Consider the following 14,880-nt stretch of genomic DNA (forward strand, 5'->3'; position numbering starts at 1 on the left):
GCCGAAAACACAACGCCCGGCACGAGACCGGGCGTTGGAGTCGGCAGCAAAGCGATCAGCGTCAGGCCGACAGCGTCGCCAATGCGTCGTTGAACGTCTTGCTGGGACGCATCGCGGCCGCGGTCTTCGCCAGGTCCGGATGGTAGTAACCGCCGATATCGAGCGCCTTGCCCTGCGCGCCGTTCAACTCGCCGAGGATGGCGGCTTCGTTGTCGGCCAGCGCCTTCGCCAGCGGCGCGAACGTCGCCTTCAGCTCCGCGTTCTCGTCCTGCGCGGCGAGCGCCTGCGCCCAGTACAGGGCCAGGTAGAAGTGGCTGCCGCGGTTGTCGAGCTCGCCGACCTTGCGCGCGGGCGAGCGGTTCTCATCGAGGATGCGGCCGTTGGCCACGTCCAGCGCGTTGGCCAGCACCTTGGCCGGCGTGTTGAGGTAGCGCTGGCCCAGGTGTTCCAGCGACGCCGCCAGCGCGAGGAACTCGCCCAGCGAATCCCAGCGCAGGTAGTCCTCTTCGAGGAACTGCTGCACGTGCTTCGGCGCGGAACCGCCGGCGCCGGTCTCGAACAGGCCGCCGCCGGCCATCAGCGGCACGATCGACAGCATCTTGGCGCTGGTGCCCAGCTCCATGATCGGGAACAGGTCGGTCAGGTAGTCGCGCAGCACGTTGCCGGTCACCGAAATGGTGTCCTCGCCCTTGCGGATGCGTTCCAGCGACACCTTCATCGCCTCGACCGGCGGCAGGATGCGGATGTCCAGCGCATCGATGGTGTAGTCCTTCAGGTACTGCTCGACCTTCGCGATCACCTGCGCATCGTGCGCGCGATCCTTGTCCAGCCAGAACACCGCCGGCGTCTTGCTCAGGCGCGCGCGGCCGACGGCCAGCTTCACCCAGTCCTGGATCGGCGCGTCCTTGGTCTGGCACATGCGCCAGATATCGCCGGCCTCGACCTGCTGCTCGAACACGACCTTGCCGGCGTCGTCGGTGACGCGCACGGTGCCGTCGGCCGGGATCTGGAACGTCTTGTCGTGGCTGCCGTATTCCTCGGCCTTCTGCGCCATCAGGCCGACGTTGGGCACGCTGCCCATCGTCGCCGGGTCGAATGCGCCGTTCGCCTTGCAGTCCTCGATTACCGCCTGGTAGATGCCGGCGTAGCAGCGGTCCGGAATGACGGCCTTGGTGTCCTGCAGCTTGCCTTCTGCGTTCCACATCTTGCCGGAGTCGCGGATCATCGCCGGCATCGAGGCGTCGACGATTACGTCGCTCGGCACGTGCAGGTTGGTGATGCCCTTGTCGGAGTTCACCATCGCCACCGCGGTGCCGTCGGCGTAGACGGCCTGCAGGTCGGCCTTGATCGCGTCCTGCAGGTCGGCCGGCAGCGAGCCGAGGCGCGCGTACAGGTCGCCGATGCCGTTGTTGGCGTCGAAGCCGATCTGCTCCAGCACGGCGGCATGCTTGGCCAGCGCGGCCTTGTAGAACTCGTTGACCACCACGCCGAACATGATGGGGTCGGAGACCTTCATCATCGTGGCCTTGAGGTGCAGCGAGAACAGCACGCCCTTGGCCTTGGCGTCGGCGATCTCGGCGGCGACGAACGCAGCCAGCGCCTTGCGGCTCATCGAAGCCACGTCGACGATCTCGCCGGCCTTCACCTTCACCTTGTCCTTCAGCACAGTGACCGCGCCGTCGTTGCCGACCAGCTCGATCTTCAGCGCGCCGTCGGCGGCCAGCGTGGCGGACTGTTCGCTGCCGAAGAAATCACCGGCGGCCATGTGCGCGACGTGCGATTTGGAATCCGCGCTCCACGCGCCCATGCGGTGCGGGTGCTTGCGGGCGAAGTTCTTCACCGACAGCGGGGCGCGACGGTCGGAGTTGCCTTCGCGCAGCACCGGGTTCACCGCGCTGCCCTTGACCTTGTCGTAGCGCGCCTTGGCGTCCTTCTCCTTGTCGTCCTTCGGCTCGTCCGGGTAGTCCGGCAGCGGGTAGCCCTGCGCCTGCAGTTCCTTGATGGCAGCCTTCAGCTGCGGCACCGAGGCGCTGATGTTCGGCAGCTTGATGATGTTGGCTTCCGGCTGCGTGGCCAGCTGGCCCAGTTCGGCCAGGTCGTCGCTGATCTTCTGCGACTCGCCCAGGTATTCGGGGAACTGCGACAGGAGGCGGCCGGCCAGCGAGATGTCGCGGGTTTCCACGGCGATGCCGGCGGGAGCGGTGAACGCTTCGACGATCGGCAGCAGCGACTGGGTGGCGAGGAACGGGGCTTCGTCGGTGAGGGTGTAGATGATGCGGGGCGTATCCGACATGGGGATCAGGACTCTCGACAAGGGGCGATGGGGAATTCAGCGCGCCATTGTCGCGCGCCATCGCACGCAGGGCAAAACGAGGGGGTATGGATACGGCTGTCCGGGGACAGGGGCCTGCACGAAGCGCTTGCAGGTGGAACGATCAGCCGGCGGGTGCTGCAAAAAAGCGGGCGTGGATTTCTCCACGCCCGAGCTTGCCCCACACACGTGGGAGAGAGCCTTGGTACTACGGGATTACTTGACCTCGATTTCCTGTGTCATGCCGACCGGCTGGCCATTCAAGGTCACGTCGACTTTGTACTTGCCGGCGGGCCAGTCCTTCGTGTTGGTGAACTCGATGTTGGTGGTGCCGGCATCTTCGGCCTTGATCGCCTGGGTCTTCTGACCGGCCACCTGACCGTCCTGGAAGGTCAGCTTCGCGTCGACAGTGGCGTCAGCGGGCGTCGTGGCGTCGGTCTTCACCGAAACGATGATCTTGTCCTTTACACCGAACATGCCGACGGCAGCGACGGATTTGTCTGCGGCGGCCGTATTGCCGACGGTGACGCTGGTTGCGCTGACCGGCATGGGAGCCGGAACGGGTTCGGCCGGTGCCGGCGCCGGTTCGACCGCAGCCGGCGGTGCGACAACCGGTTCCTCTTTCTTCTTGCAGCCCACCAGAGCAACGGTGCCGACCAGGGCGGCGGCGAGGGCATAGGAAATGCGGGTCTGCTTCATGGTCTCGATCCTTGTCATGGAATGGTGGGGCGATCAGGCGTCGGCAGGCTTTGGCGGCAGCTTGATGACCTGCCCGGGGAATATGCGGTCCGGATCATCGATCGTGTCGCGGTTGGCCTCGAAGATCTGTTTCCACGCGTTCGCGCTGCCAAGCTGTTCCTTGGCGATCTTGGAGAGGGTGTCGCCCTTCTCGACGGTGTATGTCTGCTCGCCGACGAGTTCTTCCGTGCTGTCGACACGGGCCGTGACGCCAGAGAAATCCGCCTTCTCGACAAGTTGCTCCGTCGAGTCGACTTTGGCGGTGACGCCAGAGAAATCCGCTTTCTTTTCTGTGCTCATTGCAACCACCCTTCCTGGCGGGCCGTTGGGATGGGCAAAGCGTTGCACGCGCGCTGTTAAGAAACCATAGCGCGCACGTGAAATCGGCTCTATTGTTACGTGAGTAACCTTACTGTCGTACGTCGCGCTTCATGAGCGGGACATTCATGTCGGCGGTCGCACGCCACGGATTGATGTCCAGGCCGCCGCGACGCGTGTAGCGCGCCTCGACCGACAGCGAGGCAGGACGGCAGTGCGCCAGCAGATCGTGAAAAATCCGTTCGACGCACTGCTCGTGGAACTCGGCGTGGTCACGGAAGCTCACCAGGTAGCGCAACAGCTCGACGCGATCGATGCGCGGGCCTCGGTAATGGATCACGACGGTCGCCCAGTCCGGCTGGCCGGTGACCGGGCAGTTCGACTTCAGCAGTTCGGACGACAGCGTTTCCTCGACGTCCTCTTCCGGATCGGCGGCAAGGAACTCGGCGCGTGGCGGGCCGTAATGGTCGATCTCGACGTCCAGCCCGTCGATCGACTCGCCTTCCGTCGCGTCCGTCATCGGCGGCAGGCCGAACACCACCTGCACGTCCGCGCCGGCGCGCGCCGACAGGTCGGTGGCGATGCGTTCGAGCACGGCGGCATCGCTGTTGAAGCGCGTGCTGTTGAGCGAGTTGAGGTAGAGCTTGAGCGACTTCGATTCGATCAGGCAGGGCGACGTGCAGGGCACGGTCAGCGTGGCCGTGGCGACACGCGGCTTGCCGCGGGCATCCAGCCAGCTCAGCTCGTAGCCGTGCCAGCGGTCGTGGCCGACGAAGGGCAGGGCATCGGCGGCGATGCCGATCTCGTCGCGCGCGCCCTGGCGCGGGATCGGGAACAGCAGGGTCGGGTCGTAGTGCGCGGGATACGCGACCTCGCGACCCAGCGAGGAATCCTGGGGGGTGTTGTTCATGCCGTCATTTTACGGACGGGCCGCAGGGCCTGATACCGCTTATGACCCCTACCGCACCGATCCCGCGTGCGCAGCAAGGAAGAGCGATGGCGGGTATGTCGCTACGCAACGGAGCGATGACGCTGCAGCGCGCGTTCGCAGGATCGGCCCGATGGGTGGCGTTCCGATGGCCGCCATGCGGCGCCGCGTGGCTTGGCCTGACGGCCAGTCAGGCGCTGCGCCACGCAGCACCCCTGACGGCCATCGGAACGCCATGCGGTAGGGGTCATAAGCGGTATCAGGCCCTGAAGCCGGGGTGTATAACGGCGTCGTCTCCAGGGAGGACGCGACCATGCGATCACTGCTGCTGCCCGGCCTGTGCGTGCTGCTGTCGGCCTGCGCCAGTGGCCCCGCCATCGGCAGCGGACCGCCGCCGGCCACCTTGCCGGACGACGGGCTGGTCCGCCCGCAGGGCGAGGGGCCGGTGTCGATGCGCGTGGGCCAGGTGCTGGAGATCGCCCTGATGTCCAACGCCAGCACCGGCTTCCAGTGGGAATTCACCTCGGACGGCGCCCCGGTGCTGGCCCGGACCACCGGCCCGGCGACCCCTCCGCCGATGGACACTCAGCCGCCGATGCCGGGCGCGCCGTCGATCGCGCGCTGGTGGTTCCGTGCAGAGAAGCCGGGCGAGACAACCGTGCGGATGGTCTACCGGCGGTCGTGGGAAACCGTGCCGCCGGCGAAGGTGGTGGAGTATCGAATCCAGGTCGAATGAGGGAGATGACGATGACGGCGGGAAAAGGACTTCTGGCAACGGCCTGTCTGCTGCTGGCGCTTCCGATGTCCGCGTTCGCAGCCGACAGGACGCCGGCAGAATGCGCGGAGACGACGTTGCGAAGTGAATTGTTGCAGCGCCGAGATGCAGATCAGTCCGCGCGCAATGACGTGACGGCATCGCCCGAGTCCGGGGAGGCGTTGGACAAGGTGCTGGAGGTCGATGCCGACAATACGAAGTTCATGCGGAGCATCCTCGCCCAGTGCGGGTGGCCCGAGCGCTCGACGGTGGGCGAAGACGCAGCGAAGGCCGCATGGCTGTTGAGCCAGCATGCCGACATGGATCCGCAGCATCAGGCGATGGCGGCCCAGCACATGAAGCAGGCCGTGCTTGCAGGTGAGGCCGACGCCAGGCAACTGGCGTCACTGGTGGACAGGAACCGGCGCCTGACGGATCAGCCGCAGGTGTATGGCATGCAGTACTTCCGGAGTCCGCAGGGTTTCATCGAGTTCTACGACATCGTGACGCCCGCGAAGCTGGATGAGCGCAGGCAGGAAATCGGGCTGGAACCCTTCTACTGCTGGGTGCAGCAGCTCTCATCAAGCGGCAACGGCGTCAAGTTGGCATGGCCCGCTGGCGTGCTGTTCGCGCCGTCATCGTGCAGGACCGATTGAATGTCCTAGTCGATGCACGTGATCCGTGCCGATGGGGCGCCACCTGCTCCGACTTGGCTTCATCCGTCCCGCGAGGCAAAGTGAGCCCTCCCCCCAAAGGCCAGGGAGGCCACCATGATCCTGCGCGCATCCGTTCTCTGGCTGACCCTGATGGCCGCGATTCCTGCGGCAGCACAGGCTCCATCGACCGCGCCGCCCGTCGTCGCTTCGCCGGTTGCGGCCGACCCCGTCTTCACCACCTGCATGACCAGCCTGCGTGGTGTCGCCGAGAAGCAGGGCGTCGCCACGGCCACGTTCGATACGTACACGAAAGACCTGGTCGCCGACATGAGCGTGCTGGACCTGCTCGACGCGCAGCCCGAATTCACCACGCCGCTGTGGGATTACCTGGCGGCCCTGGTCGACGACCAGCGCGTGAGCGACGGGCAGGCCATGCGGACCACGCATGCCGAGTTGCTGGGCCGGGTATCGCAGGCGTACAGCGTGGATCCCGCCACCGTCGTCGCGGTGTGGGGCGTGGAGAGCGACTACGGGCGTGTGTTCGGCAAGCGGCCGCTGCTGGTGTCGCTATCCACGCTGTCGTGCTTCGGTCGGCGCCAGGCGTTCTTCCGCGGCGAGTTCCTGACCACGCTGAAGCTGCTGCAGGCGGGCGACGTGCGCGTGGACGGTCTGAACGGCTCTTGGGCCGGTGCGTTCGGCCACACCCAGTTCATGCCCAGTACCTACCAGCGCATCGCGGTCGACTTCGATGGCGATGGGCGCCGCAACCTGATCGACAGCATTCCCGATGCGCTGGCCTCGACCGCGAACTACCTGGTGAAGTCCGGCTGGCGCACGGGTGAGCCATGGGGCTACGAGGTGAAGCTGCCGGCCGGCTTCGACCTCGCGCAGGCCGGGCGTACCAACCGCAAGCCTCTGACCCAGTGGGTGTCGCAAGGCATCGCCCGCGTCGACGGCCAACCGTTGCCGACCGACGACCGCAACGCCGCGGTGCTGATGCCGACGGGCGTCAATGGCCCCGCCTTTGTCGTGTTCAAGAACTACGACGCGATCTATTCCTACAACGCCGCCGAGAGTTACGCGCTGGCCATCGCGCTGCTCGCCGATCGCCTGCGTGGCGGCACGGGACTGGTCGCTGCGTGGCCCACCGACGATCCCGGGATCGGGCGCCCGCAGCGACGCGAGCTGCAGACCCTGCTGCTCGCCCGCGGCCATGCCATCGGCACCGCGGACGGCATGATCGGGACGCAGACCCGGCGCGCCATCGTCGTCGAACAGCAACGCCTAGGGTTGCTGCCGGCGGATGGCCGCGCCGGGGCGAAGATCCTCGCCGCCCTGAAGACGGACGGTCCGCCGGTGGCGTTGCCGGAGACGTCCCGGCCATGACGGTCCTGCCCGAAGGTGTGACCCGCGAACGCTGGCGGGACATCGACGTACTGCGCGTGGAAACGCCGTTCTCCGTCGCGCGCATCAGCCTGCACGGCGGGCAGGTGCTGTCGTTCGTGCCGACCGGTTTCGATGACCTGCTATGGGTATCGCCGACGACGTCGATGCCGCCGAAGGCGATCCGCGGCGGTGTTCCCGTCTGCTGGCCGTACTTCGGCAAGCAGGGACAGCCGGACGATGCCGTCCAGCACGGTCACGCACGTATCTCGCGCTGGCCGTTGACCGAGGTGAAGCGTGAAGCCGATGGCACTGCCGTGCTGAAGCTGGCGCTTCCGCTGCGCGACGGCGTGCCGCTGGAGCTGCAGATGTCGCTGCATGTCGGGCGCGAATTGCGGCAGAGCATCGACACGCTGCGTCGTGGCGATGCGCCGTACCGGCTGACACAGGCACTGCATACCTACTTCCGCGTCGCCGACGCCATGCAGGTACGGGTCACCGGCCTGGATGGGCTTCGCTACGACGACAAGTACGACGGCGGCACGCATGTGCAGTCCGGCGACTGGTCGCTGCACGATCCGAGCGATCCCGGCCGCAGCGATCGCATCTATGCGGGCACGGGGCACCGGTTCGACCTGCTCGATCCGGCGGGCGGTCGCCGTATCCGGCTGGACACCTTCGGCAGCCGGTCGCTGGTGGTGTGGAACCCGGGCGAGGCCGGGGCCGCGGCCATTGGTGACATGCCGGACGACGGCTGGCGAAGCTTCGTCTGCCTGGAGGCGGCGAACGCCAGCGGCGATGCGATCGAACTGGAGCCGGGCCAGCGGCACCGGTTAAGCCAGGTGATCTCGGTAAGCTCACTGTAGGAGCGCCCTCGGGCGCGATGCTTCTGGTTCTGAAACATGGCGACAAGAGCATCGCGCCCAAGGGCGCTCCTACAAGGTGGCAGGCGTGGGTGGCCGGCCGATGCCCTACACTTGCGCACCTCTCTGCGGTTCCACGCCTGTGAGCGCCGAAATCCCCGCCATCCCCGGCCGTCGCGCGGCCCTGATCTTCATCTTCATCACGGTGCTGATCGACATCCTGTCGTTCGGCGTGATCATTCCGGTGTTGCCGGGGCTGGTGCGCCAGTTCACCGGGGGCGACTTCGTGCAGGCCGCGTGGTGGGTTGGAACGTTCGGCATGCTGTTCGCCGCCATCCAGTTCGTCTGCACGCCGATCCAGGGCGCGCTGTCGGACCGATTCGGCCGCCGCCCGGTGATCCTGCTGTCGTGCCTGGGCCTGGGCATCGACTTCGTGCTGATGGCGCTGGCGCAGTCGCTGCCGTGGTTGCTGGTCGCGCGCATCTTCTCCGGCGTGTTCTCGGCCAGCTTCACCACGGCCAATGCCTACATCGCCGACATCACCGCGCCGGAAAAGCGCGCGCAGGCGTTCGGCATGATCGGGGCGGCGTTCGGCCTCGGCTTCATCCTCGGCCCGCTGCTTGGCGGCCAGTTGAGCAAGATCGATCCGCGCGCGCCATTCTGGTTCGCGGCAGCTCTGGCGCTGCTCAACTTCCTTTACGGCCTGCTGGTATTGCCGGAATCACTACCGAAGGAACGGCGCAGCGTGCGTTTCGACTGGAAGCACGCCAACCCCATCGGTTCGATGGCCCTGCTCAAGCGCTATCCGCAGGTCTTCGGCCTGGCGACGGTGGTGCTGATCGCCAATCTGGCGCACTACGTCTATCCCAGCGTGTTCGTACTGTTCGCCGAGTACCAGTACCAGTGGGACGCAGACCAGGTCGGCATGGTACTGGCGATGGTCGGCGTCTTCAGCGTGATCGTGCAGGCGGGTCTGGTCGGTCGTGTGGTGCCGAAGTTCGGCGAGCGTCGTGCGCTGCTGTTCGGACTGGCCTGCGGCGTGATCGGCTTCTTCATCTACGGCATCGCCGACGTCGGTTGGGTATTCCTCATTGGCTTGCCGATCAGCGCGCTGTGGGGCCTTGCCGGCCCGGCGACGCAGGCGCTGATCACGCAACAAGTAGGTGCGGACGTGCAGGGCCGCGTGCAGGGCGCGCTGATGAGTCTGGTCAGCCTGGCCGGCATCGTCGGTCCGATGATGTTCGCCGGCATCTTCGCGCTGTTCATCGGCAAGTCCTCGCCGGCCCATGTACCGGGTGCGCCGTGGCTGCTGGCCGCCGTGTTGCTGGCGGTCGGCTGGCTGGTGGGCTGGCGCTTTGCGAGACCGCCTCCCGCTTCGACATCCTGAAAAAAGAAGGCCGCCCAAGGGCGGCCTTCCTCGTTCCGGAACTGGCGCCGTCGATCAGTCGTTCTCGACGTGGATGATCTCGCCGGTGTTGGCGGCCAGGTGGATCTCGACATCGTTGCCGTCTGCGCGCTCGGCCTCGGCCTTCCACACGCCGTCATCGAAGTCGACGTCGTGGATCTTCGAGTAGCCGGCCGCCGCCAGCTTGGCCTTGACGTCGTTCTCGCCGAGGTTCGACACCAGCTTCTCGGCGACGACATCGCCGGTGGCCGGATTGATGCGGACGTCGACGCGCTCGCCGTTGGCGCTGGTGGCGTCGGTTTCCCACTGGCCGTCCTCGAAATCGAGATCGTCGACCTTGGTGTAACCCTTCTCGGTCAGCAGTGCGCGCACCTGCGGTTCTTTCAGTGCGTCCTTGCCGGCCGTCGGCGACGGCGCCTGCGCGAGCGCGGCGCCGGAGAGGGCGGCCAACGTGGCCAGGGTCAACAGGCGATGGCGGAAGCGGATGGTCTGCATGGGAATCTCCTGCGAGGGTGGAGCGCCGATCCTGCCGACGCCCGCATCACCCGCAAGTGAATGCAGCGCGCTGGAACTGAACACTCCACACCGCGTTCACCTGCATGAGCCGTACGCGAATGCAGCTCAGCGGCGGCGCAGCACCAGCAAAGTGACGACGCCCGCCACCAGTCCCCAGAATGCCGACCCGATGCCGCCCAGCGACAGCCCGGACGCGGTGACGAGGAAGGTCACCAGCGCCGGTTCGCGATCGGCCTCCTCGCGCAGCGCCGCGGCCAGGCTGTTGCCGATCGTGCCAAGCAGGGCGATGCCGGCGATCGCGAGGATGAGTTCCTTCGGGAATGCCGCGAACAAGGCCGCCACGGTCGCGCCGAACAGGCCGACGACCACATAGAACACGCCGGCCGCAATGGCCGCGACGTAACGGCGCGACGCGTCTTCGTGCGCCTCGCGGCCCATGCAGATCGCCGCGGTGATCGCGGCGAGGTTGAGCGCGAACGCGCCGAAGGGCGCCAGCAGCAGGTTGGTCACGCCGGTCCAGCCGACGACGGGCGAAATCGGGATCGCGTAGCCCGAGGCCCGGATCACCGCCACGCCGGGTACGTTCTGCGAGGCCATGGTGACGATGAACAGCGGCAGTGCGATGCCGACGATGGCGGCGAACGAGAAGGTCGGCGCGGTGAAGATCGGCTTCGCCAGCTGCAGCGAAAGACCCTCCACATGCAGCAGGCCGAGCCCCGCGGCGAAAGCGATGCCGACCAGCAGCGTCAGGATCACCGCGTAGCGCGGCAGCAGGCGGCGCGCCAGCAGGTAGACCGCAAACATCGTCAGCACCATGCCGAGCTGCGTCTTCATCGCGGCGAACGCGTCGATGCCGAAGCGCAGCAGCACGCCGGCCAGCATGCCCGAGGCCAGCGACACCGGGATGCGGCTGATCATCCGCTCGAAGAAGCCCGAGAAGCCGCAGACCGCGATCAGCAGCGCGGACAGCAGGAACGCGCCGATGGCGTCCGACAGCGGCAGGCCGGCGGCGCTGCTGATCAGCATGGCGGCGCCGGGCGTCGACCACGCGGTCACCACCGGCATGCGGTAGCGCAGCGACAGCCCGATGCAGGTCAGTCCCATGCCCAGGCCGAGCGCCCACATCCACGAACTGATCTCCGCCGGCGACGCACCCAGCGATTGCGCCGCCTGGAACACGATCACCGCCGAACTGGCGAAGCCGACCAGCACGGTGACGAAGCCGGCTGCGATGGCGGACAGCGAGAGGTCTTTCAGCAAGTGGCGGGGTGGAACGTTCATTCGTTTGCTGCTGTTCCTGTAGGAGCGACGTAAGTCGCGACCGCGAGAATCAAACTGCGTTGTCGTGTGGTTCAAGCCTGGGGAAGATCCCGCGGGATGTTGGGCGTGCGGTCGCGACTTACGTCGCTCCTACAAACGCCTGGCGCTTGCCGACGGCCTCGCACCAGCGCTTGGCCACCGCCAGCGACGTCGTGCAGACCGCCTCGTCGGTGACCGTGGTTACCGCGCGCTCCAGCAGCTGGATGTCGGCTTCGTGCTGGCGCGCGACGTGCGGGTCCTCGAAGAAGATCACCCGCTGGCATCGATGCTCCAGCACGCGGTCGGCGATCTGCGCGTCGCCGCCGAGCGGGCCGCTCTGGAAGCGCTCCACCCAGGGCGTGTCCTGCGGCCAGCCGCGGTTCCAGGCCAGTTCGTTGAGGCGCTGGCCGGTGGTGCCGGTGGCCATGCGGTGGGCGAAACGCGACAGCACGTCGAAGTGCTCGTTGGCGAAGGCCAGCATCTGCGGCTTCATCGCGTCGTGCGCGATCAGCGCCAGCGTCTGCGATTCCAGCGTGTGGAATCGGTCCGCGCCGCGGTCCGGCGCGAAGCCGGCGTGGATGCGTTCCATCTCGATCCAGTCGCGCGCCGAGGCCACCGTCGACAGGAAGGGCTTGCCGTGGATCACGCACTGGCGCTTCAGCGCGGTCGCCTCCGGGAAGATCGAGGAGGGATCCACCGGATCGATGAAATAGATCGCGCCGTCCAGGCTGCGCTCGGCGCCCTCCAGTCCCACCACTTCCGCGACCAGTTTCATCAGTCCGCCATCGCGGCCGTAGGGATAGCGCTTCAGCGGCTCGAAGCCGCGCAGCATGCCGGCCGCGGCGATGGCGTCGTGCGTGCGGCCTACCGCATGCAGGCCAAGCCGCAGCTCGCGGATACCGGGCTCGCAGGCGCGCAACCAGCGGAACAGCGCGGCGTCTTCGGTGTGGTGATGCAATCGGTTGGCAGCCAGGCCGAGGCGCATGACAGTGTGGATATCCGGGGCAGAGCGACAGTCTAAGCGAGCGCCGCAGGCAGTTGGGACAGTGAAACCCACGCGGTGCGGGTTGCGCGGTCACCATCGGCGTCTAGAATTTTCGGCCCGTTCCATCCTCCCCGGAGATTCCCCATGAGCCAGGCCCATGGCTATGCCGCGCTGTCGTCCGACCAGCCCTTGACTGCGTTCGCCTTCGAGCGCCGCGAACCCGGCCCGAACGACGTCCGCATCGAGATCCTCTACTGCGGTGTCTGCCATTCCGACCTGCACACCGCGCGCAACGAGTGGCAGAACACCTTGTATCCCTCCGTGCCCGGCCACGAGATCGTCGGTCGCGTCACCGCCGTCGGCGGCAACGTGCAGGCCTTCAAGGTCGGCGACCTCGCCGGCGTCGGCTGCATCGTCGACAGCTGCCGCACCTGCGCTTCCTGCCAGGACGGCGAAGAGCAGTACTGCGAGAACGGCTTCACCGGGACCTACAACGGCCCGCTGTTCGGCTGCGAGAACACCTACGGCGGCTATTCCGACCAGATCGTCGTCGATACCAAGTACGTGCTGAGGATCGCGCACGACGAGTCCCAGCTCGCCGCGGTCGCGCCGCTGCTGTGCGCCGGCATCACCACCTACTCGCCGCTGGCGCACTGGAAGGTCGGACCGGGAAGCAAAGTGGGCGTGGTCGGCCTCGGTGGGCTCGGCCATATGGCGGTGAAGATCGCCAAGGCGATGGGCGCCTACGTGGTGCTGTTCACCACCTCCGAGCGCAAGCGCGAGGACGCGCTGCGCCTGGGTGCCGACGAGGTCGTCGTGTCGAAGGACGACGCGCAGATGGCGGCGCAGGGCAACACGCTCGACTTCATCATCAATACGGTGGCGGCGCCGCACAACCTGGATCCGTTCCTCACCGCCCTGAAGCGCGACGGCACCCTGGCCCTGGTCGGCGCGCCGGACCAGCCGCACCCGTCGCCGGGCGTGTTCAACCTGATCCTCAAGCGCCGCTCGATCGCCGGCTCGCTGATCGGCGGCATCCGCGAGACGCAGGAGATGCTCGATTTCTGCGCGAAGCACGGCATCGTGTCCGACATCGAGACGATCCGCATGGACGAGATCAACGAGGCCTACGAGCGCATGCTGAAGGGCGACGTGAAGTACCGCTTCGTCATCGACATGGCGACGCTGAAGGCCTGATCGGCCCAAGCGAAGAAAGAAGCGCCGGGCATCGCCCGGCGCTTTTTTTTTAGGGCGTCAGCAGCAGCGTCACGATGCTGCCTGCTGCATCGCGTCCCTCGGCCACGGCGGTAACGACGAGGTCCGCGCCACGCACGGCGTCGCCGCCGGCGAACAGCTTGGGGTGCGTGGTCTGGAACGCCAGGCGGTCGCCGCCGCCGGCGACGATGCGGCCGTTCGGCGTGCCTTCCACGCCCGCTTCCGCCAGCCAGTCGGGCAGGTTCGGCGAGAAGCCGAACGCGATGATCACCACGTCCGCTTCGAGCACCGACTCGCTGCCGTCGATCGGCACCGCGTTCTGACGGCCGCGCTCGTCGGGTTCACCGAGCTTCGTCTCCACCACCTGCACACCGGCCACCCGGCCATCATCGCCCGCCACGATGGCGAGCGGCTGCCGGTTGAACAGGAAGCGCACGCCTTCCTCGCGCGCGTTCGCGACTTCGCGCGCGGAGCCGGGCATGTTGGCCTCGTCGCGCCGGTAGGCGCAGGTGACCTTGGCCGCGCCCAGGCGGATCGCGCTGCGCACGCAGTCCATGCCGGTGTCGCCGCCGCCCAGCACGACCACGCGCTTGCCGTGCAGGTCGGGCAGTTGCAGCTGGTCTTCCCAGCCGGCGATGGGCCGGCCCCACGGATCGTTGCCGCCGACGATGCGGCCGTTCTGCACCAGGAAGGGCAGGGCCGGCAGCACGCCCTCCAGGTCCTGGCCGGGCAGACCGCCGTCGGTGTAGCGGTAGGCGCCGGTGCCGAGGAAGACCGCGTCGTACTCCTCGAGCAGTTGCGTCAACGTCAGGTCGCGGCCGATCTCCACGCCCAGGCGGAATTCCACGCCCATGCCTTCCAGCACCTCGCGGCGCTGCGCGATGACGCTCTTGTCGAGCTTGAAGCTGGGGATGCCGAACTGCAGCAGGCCGCCGATCTGTTCGTACCGGTCGTACACCACGGCCTGGATGCCGGCGCGCGCCAGCCGGTCCGCGCAGCCGATGCCGGCCGGTCCCGCGCCGATCACGGCGACGCGCTTGCCGGTCGGCTGCACGTCGCTGAGGTCGGGACGCCAGCCGTTGGCCAGCGCGGTGTCGACGATGTACTTCTCCACCGCGCCGATGGTGACCGCGCCGAATTCCTCCAGCGTGCAGCTGCCCTCGCACAGGCGGTCCTGCGGGCACACGCGGCCGCAGACTTCCGGCAGCGGGTTGGTCGAATGGCACAGCGCCGCGGCTTCCTCGATGCGGTTCTCCTGCACCAGCTGCAGCCACTGCGGGATGGCGTTGTGCACCGGGCACTTCCAGCTGCAGTAGGGATTGCCGCAGTCCAGGCAACGACCGGCCTGGTACTGGGCGTCGTCCTTGCCGAACTTGCCGTACAGCTCGCCCCAGTCGCCGCCGGTGCGCAACTCCAGCGGAATGCGCTGCGGCATCGTCCGCGGCAGGTCGAGGAACTGGAATACCTGCTTCTTGCTCATGGGGACAGTCTCTGCCCCCTCCCCCGTTC

Annotated in this window: 14 protein-coding genes; 6 read left to right on the forward strand and 8 right to left on the reverse strand. The window is 67.2% G+C overall.

Annotated features, from left to right (window positions below; genetic code table 11):
• Positions 1-61: 61 nt before the first annotated feature.
• The 4 genes from AC04MD_RS15165 to queF all read right to left on the reverse strand — a co-directional run bounded on the left by AC04MD_RS15165 (position 62) and on the right by queF (position 4,277).
• Entirely contained in the window at positions 62-2,293 is a 2,232-nt protein-coding gene (locus tag AC04MD_RS15165; protein ID WP_475498104.1) for an NADP-dependent isocitrate dehydrogenase, read from the reverse strand.
• A 234-nt stretch (positions 2,294-2,527) separates the two neighbouring features.
• A complete protein-coding gene (locus AC04MD_RS15170; RefSeq protein WP_475498105.1) occupies positions 2,528-3,010 on the reverse strand; it encodes a hypothetical protein in 483 nt (160 codons plus the stop codon).
• A gap of 33 nt (positions 3,011-3,043) precedes the next feature.
• Positions 3,044-3,349, reverse strand: a complete 306-nt coding sequence (locus AC04MD_RS15175; protein ID WP_475498106.1) for a LysM peptidoglycan-binding domain-containing protein — start codon at positions 3,347-3,349, stop codon at positions 3,044-3,046.
• 109 nt (positions 3,350-3,458) lie between these two features.
• Positions 3,459-4,277 (reverse strand): NADPH-dependent 7-cyano-7-deazaguanine reductase QueF, encoded by an 819-nt coding sequence (queF, locus tag AC04MD_RS15180; protein WP_475498107.1) that lies wholly within the window; start codon positions 4,275-4,277, stop codon positions 3,459-3,461.
• A gap of 331 nt (positions 4,278-4,608) precedes the next feature.
• Between queF and AC04MD_RS15185 the strand changes: the two genes are divergently transcribed.
• The 5 genes from AC04MD_RS15185 (at position 4,609) to AC04MD_RS15205 (ending at position 9,338) form a co-directional block, all read left to right on the forward strand.
• Positions 4,609-5,031 (forward strand): protease inhibitor I42 family protein, encoded by a 423-nt coding sequence (locus AC04MD_RS15185; RefSeq protein WP_475498108.1) that lies wholly within the window; start codon positions 4,609-4,611, stop codon positions 5,029-5,031.
• A gap of 5 nt (positions 5,032-5,036) precedes the next feature.
• Entirely contained in the window at positions 5,037-5,705 is a 669-nt protein-coding gene (locus tag AC04MD_RS15190) for a DUF6624 domain-containing protein (RefSeq protein ID WP_475498109.1), read from the forward strand.
• Positions 5,706-5,819: 114 nt separating this feature from the next.
• A complete protein-coding gene (locus AC04MD_RS15195; RefSeq protein ID WP_475498110.1) occupies positions 5,820-7,091 on the forward strand; it encodes a lytic murein transglycosylase in 1,272 nt (423 codons plus the stop codon).
• On the forward strand, positions 7,088-7,954 hold the full coding sequence (locus AC04MD_RS15200; RefSeq protein WP_475498111.1) for a D-hexose-6-phosphate mutarotase: 867 nt from the start codon (positions 7,088-7,090) through the stop codon (positions 7,952-7,954). The genes AC04MD_RS15195 and AC04MD_RS15200 overlap by 4 nt, the downstream gene beginning before the upstream one ends.
• 100 nt (positions 7,955-8,054) lie before the next feature.
• The gene (locus tag AC04MD_RS15205; RefSeq protein WP_475498112.1) at positions 8,055-9,338 is read left to right on the forward strand and encodes a TCR/Tet family MFS transporter; all 1,284 of its coding nucleotides are present in this window, start codon (positions 8,055-8,057) and stop codon (positions 9,336-9,338) included.
• 54 nt (positions 9,339-9,392) lie between these two features.
• On the opposite strand, the gene AC04MD_RS15210 is transcribed toward AC04MD_RS15205, so the two are convergent.
• From AC04MD_RS15210 to AC04MD_RS15220, 3 genes are all read right to left on the reverse strand, one after another.
• Positions 9,393-9,851 carry a PepSY domain-containing protein gene (locus AC04MD_RS15210; RefSeq protein ID WP_475498113.1) on the reverse strand — a complete coding sequence of 153 codons (459 nt, stop codon included), beginning with the start codon at positions 9,849-9,851 and terminating at the stop codon, positions 9,393-9,395.
• Positions 9,852-9,977: 126 nt separating this feature from the next.
• Positions 9,978-11,153, reverse strand: coding sequence for a benzoate/H(+) symporter BenE family transporter (locus AC04MD_RS15215; protein ID WP_475498114.1), 1,176 nt, complete (start codon positions 11,151-11,153; stop codon positions 9,978-9,980).
• 118 nt (positions 11,154-11,271) lie between these two features.
• Positions 11,272-12,156: a methylglyoxal synthase gene (locus AC04MD_RS15220; RefSeq protein WP_475498115.1), complete on the reverse strand. Its 885-nt coding sequence runs from the start codon at positions 12,154-12,156 to the stop codon at positions 11,272-11,274.
• Between the two features lie 144 nt (positions 12,157-12,300).
• On the opposite strand from AC04MD_RS15220, the gene AC04MD_RS15225 reads away from it, so the two are divergent.
• The gene (locus AC04MD_RS15225) at positions 12,301-13,353 is read left to right on the forward strand and encodes an NAD(P)-dependent alcohol dehydrogenase (RefSeq protein ID WP_475498116.1); all 1,053 of its coding nucleotides are present in this window, start codon (positions 12,301-12,303) and stop codon (positions 13,351-13,353) included.
• A 49-nt stretch (positions 13,354-13,402) separates the two neighbouring features.
• Here AC04MD_RS15225 and AC04MD_RS15230 read toward each other — a convergent pair whose 3' ends face one another.
• The gene (locus tag AC04MD_RS15230) at positions 13,403-14,851 is read right to left on the reverse strand and encodes an FAD-dependent oxidoreductase (protein ID WP_475498117.1); all 1,449 of its coding nucleotides are present in this window, start codon (positions 14,849-14,851) and stop codon (positions 13,403-13,405) included.
• Positions 14,852-14,880: the final 29 nt, after the last annotated feature.

The sequence above is a fragment of the Pseudoxanthomonas sp. LjRoot206 genome (assembly GCF_056175725.1).

Coding starts and splice junctions, on each gene's coding strand:
- AC04MD_RS15185 (WP_475498108.1), top strand. CDS start 4,609: ATGCGATCACTGCTGCTGCCCGGCCTGTGCGTGCTGCTGTCGGCCTGC.
- AC04MD_RS15195 (WP_475498110.1), top strand. CDS start 5,820: ATGATCCTGCGCGCATCCGTTCTCTGGCTGACCCTGATGGCCGCGATT.
- AC04MD_RS15230 (WP_475498117.1), bottom strand. CDS start 14,851: ATGAGCAAGAAGCAGGTATTCCAGTTCCTCGACCTGCCGCGGACGATG.
- AC04MD_RS15170 (WP_475498105.1), bottom strand. CDS start 3,010: ATGAAGCAGACCCGCATTTCCTATGCCCTCGCCGCCGCCCTGGTCGGC.
- AC04MD_RS15165 (WP_475498104.1), bottom strand. CDS start 2,293: ATGTCGGATACGCCCCGCATCATCTACACCCTCACCGACGAAGCCCCG.
- AC04MD_RS15205 (WP_475498112.1), top strand. CDS start 8,055: ATGCCCTACACTTGCGCACCTCTCTGCGGTTCCACGCCTGTGAGCGCC.
- AC04MD_RS15210 (WP_475498113.1), bottom strand. CDS start 9,851: ATGCAGACCATCCGCTTCCGCCATCGCCTGTTGACCCTGGCCACGTTG.
- AC04MD_RS15225 (WP_475498116.1), top strand. CDS start 12,301: ATGAGCCAGGCCCATGGCTATGCCGCGCTGTCGTCCGACCAGCCCTTG.
- AC04MD_RS15200 (WP_475498111.1), top strand. CDS start 7,088: ATGACGGTCCTGCCCGAAGGTGTGACCCGCGAACGCTGGCGGGACATC.
- AC04MD_RS15175 (WP_475498106.1), bottom strand. CDS start 3,349: ATGAGCACAGAAAAGAAAGCGGATTTCTCTGGCGTCACCGCCAAAGTC.
- AC04MD_RS15215 (WP_475498114.1), bottom strand. CDS start 11,153: ATGAACGTTCCACCCCGCCACTTGCTGAAAGACCTCTCGCTGTCCGCC.
- queF (WP_475498107.1), bottom strand. CDS start 4,277: ATGAACAACACCCCCCAGGATTCCTCGCTGGGTCGCGAGGTCGCGTAT.
- AC04MD_RS15190 (WP_475498109.1), top strand. CDS start 5,037: ATGACGATGACGGCGGGAAAAGGACTTCTGGCAACGGCCTGTCTGCTG.
- AC04MD_RS15220 (WP_475498115.1), bottom strand. CDS start 12,156: ATGCGCCTCGGCCTGGCTGCCAACCGATTGCATCACCACACCGAAGAC.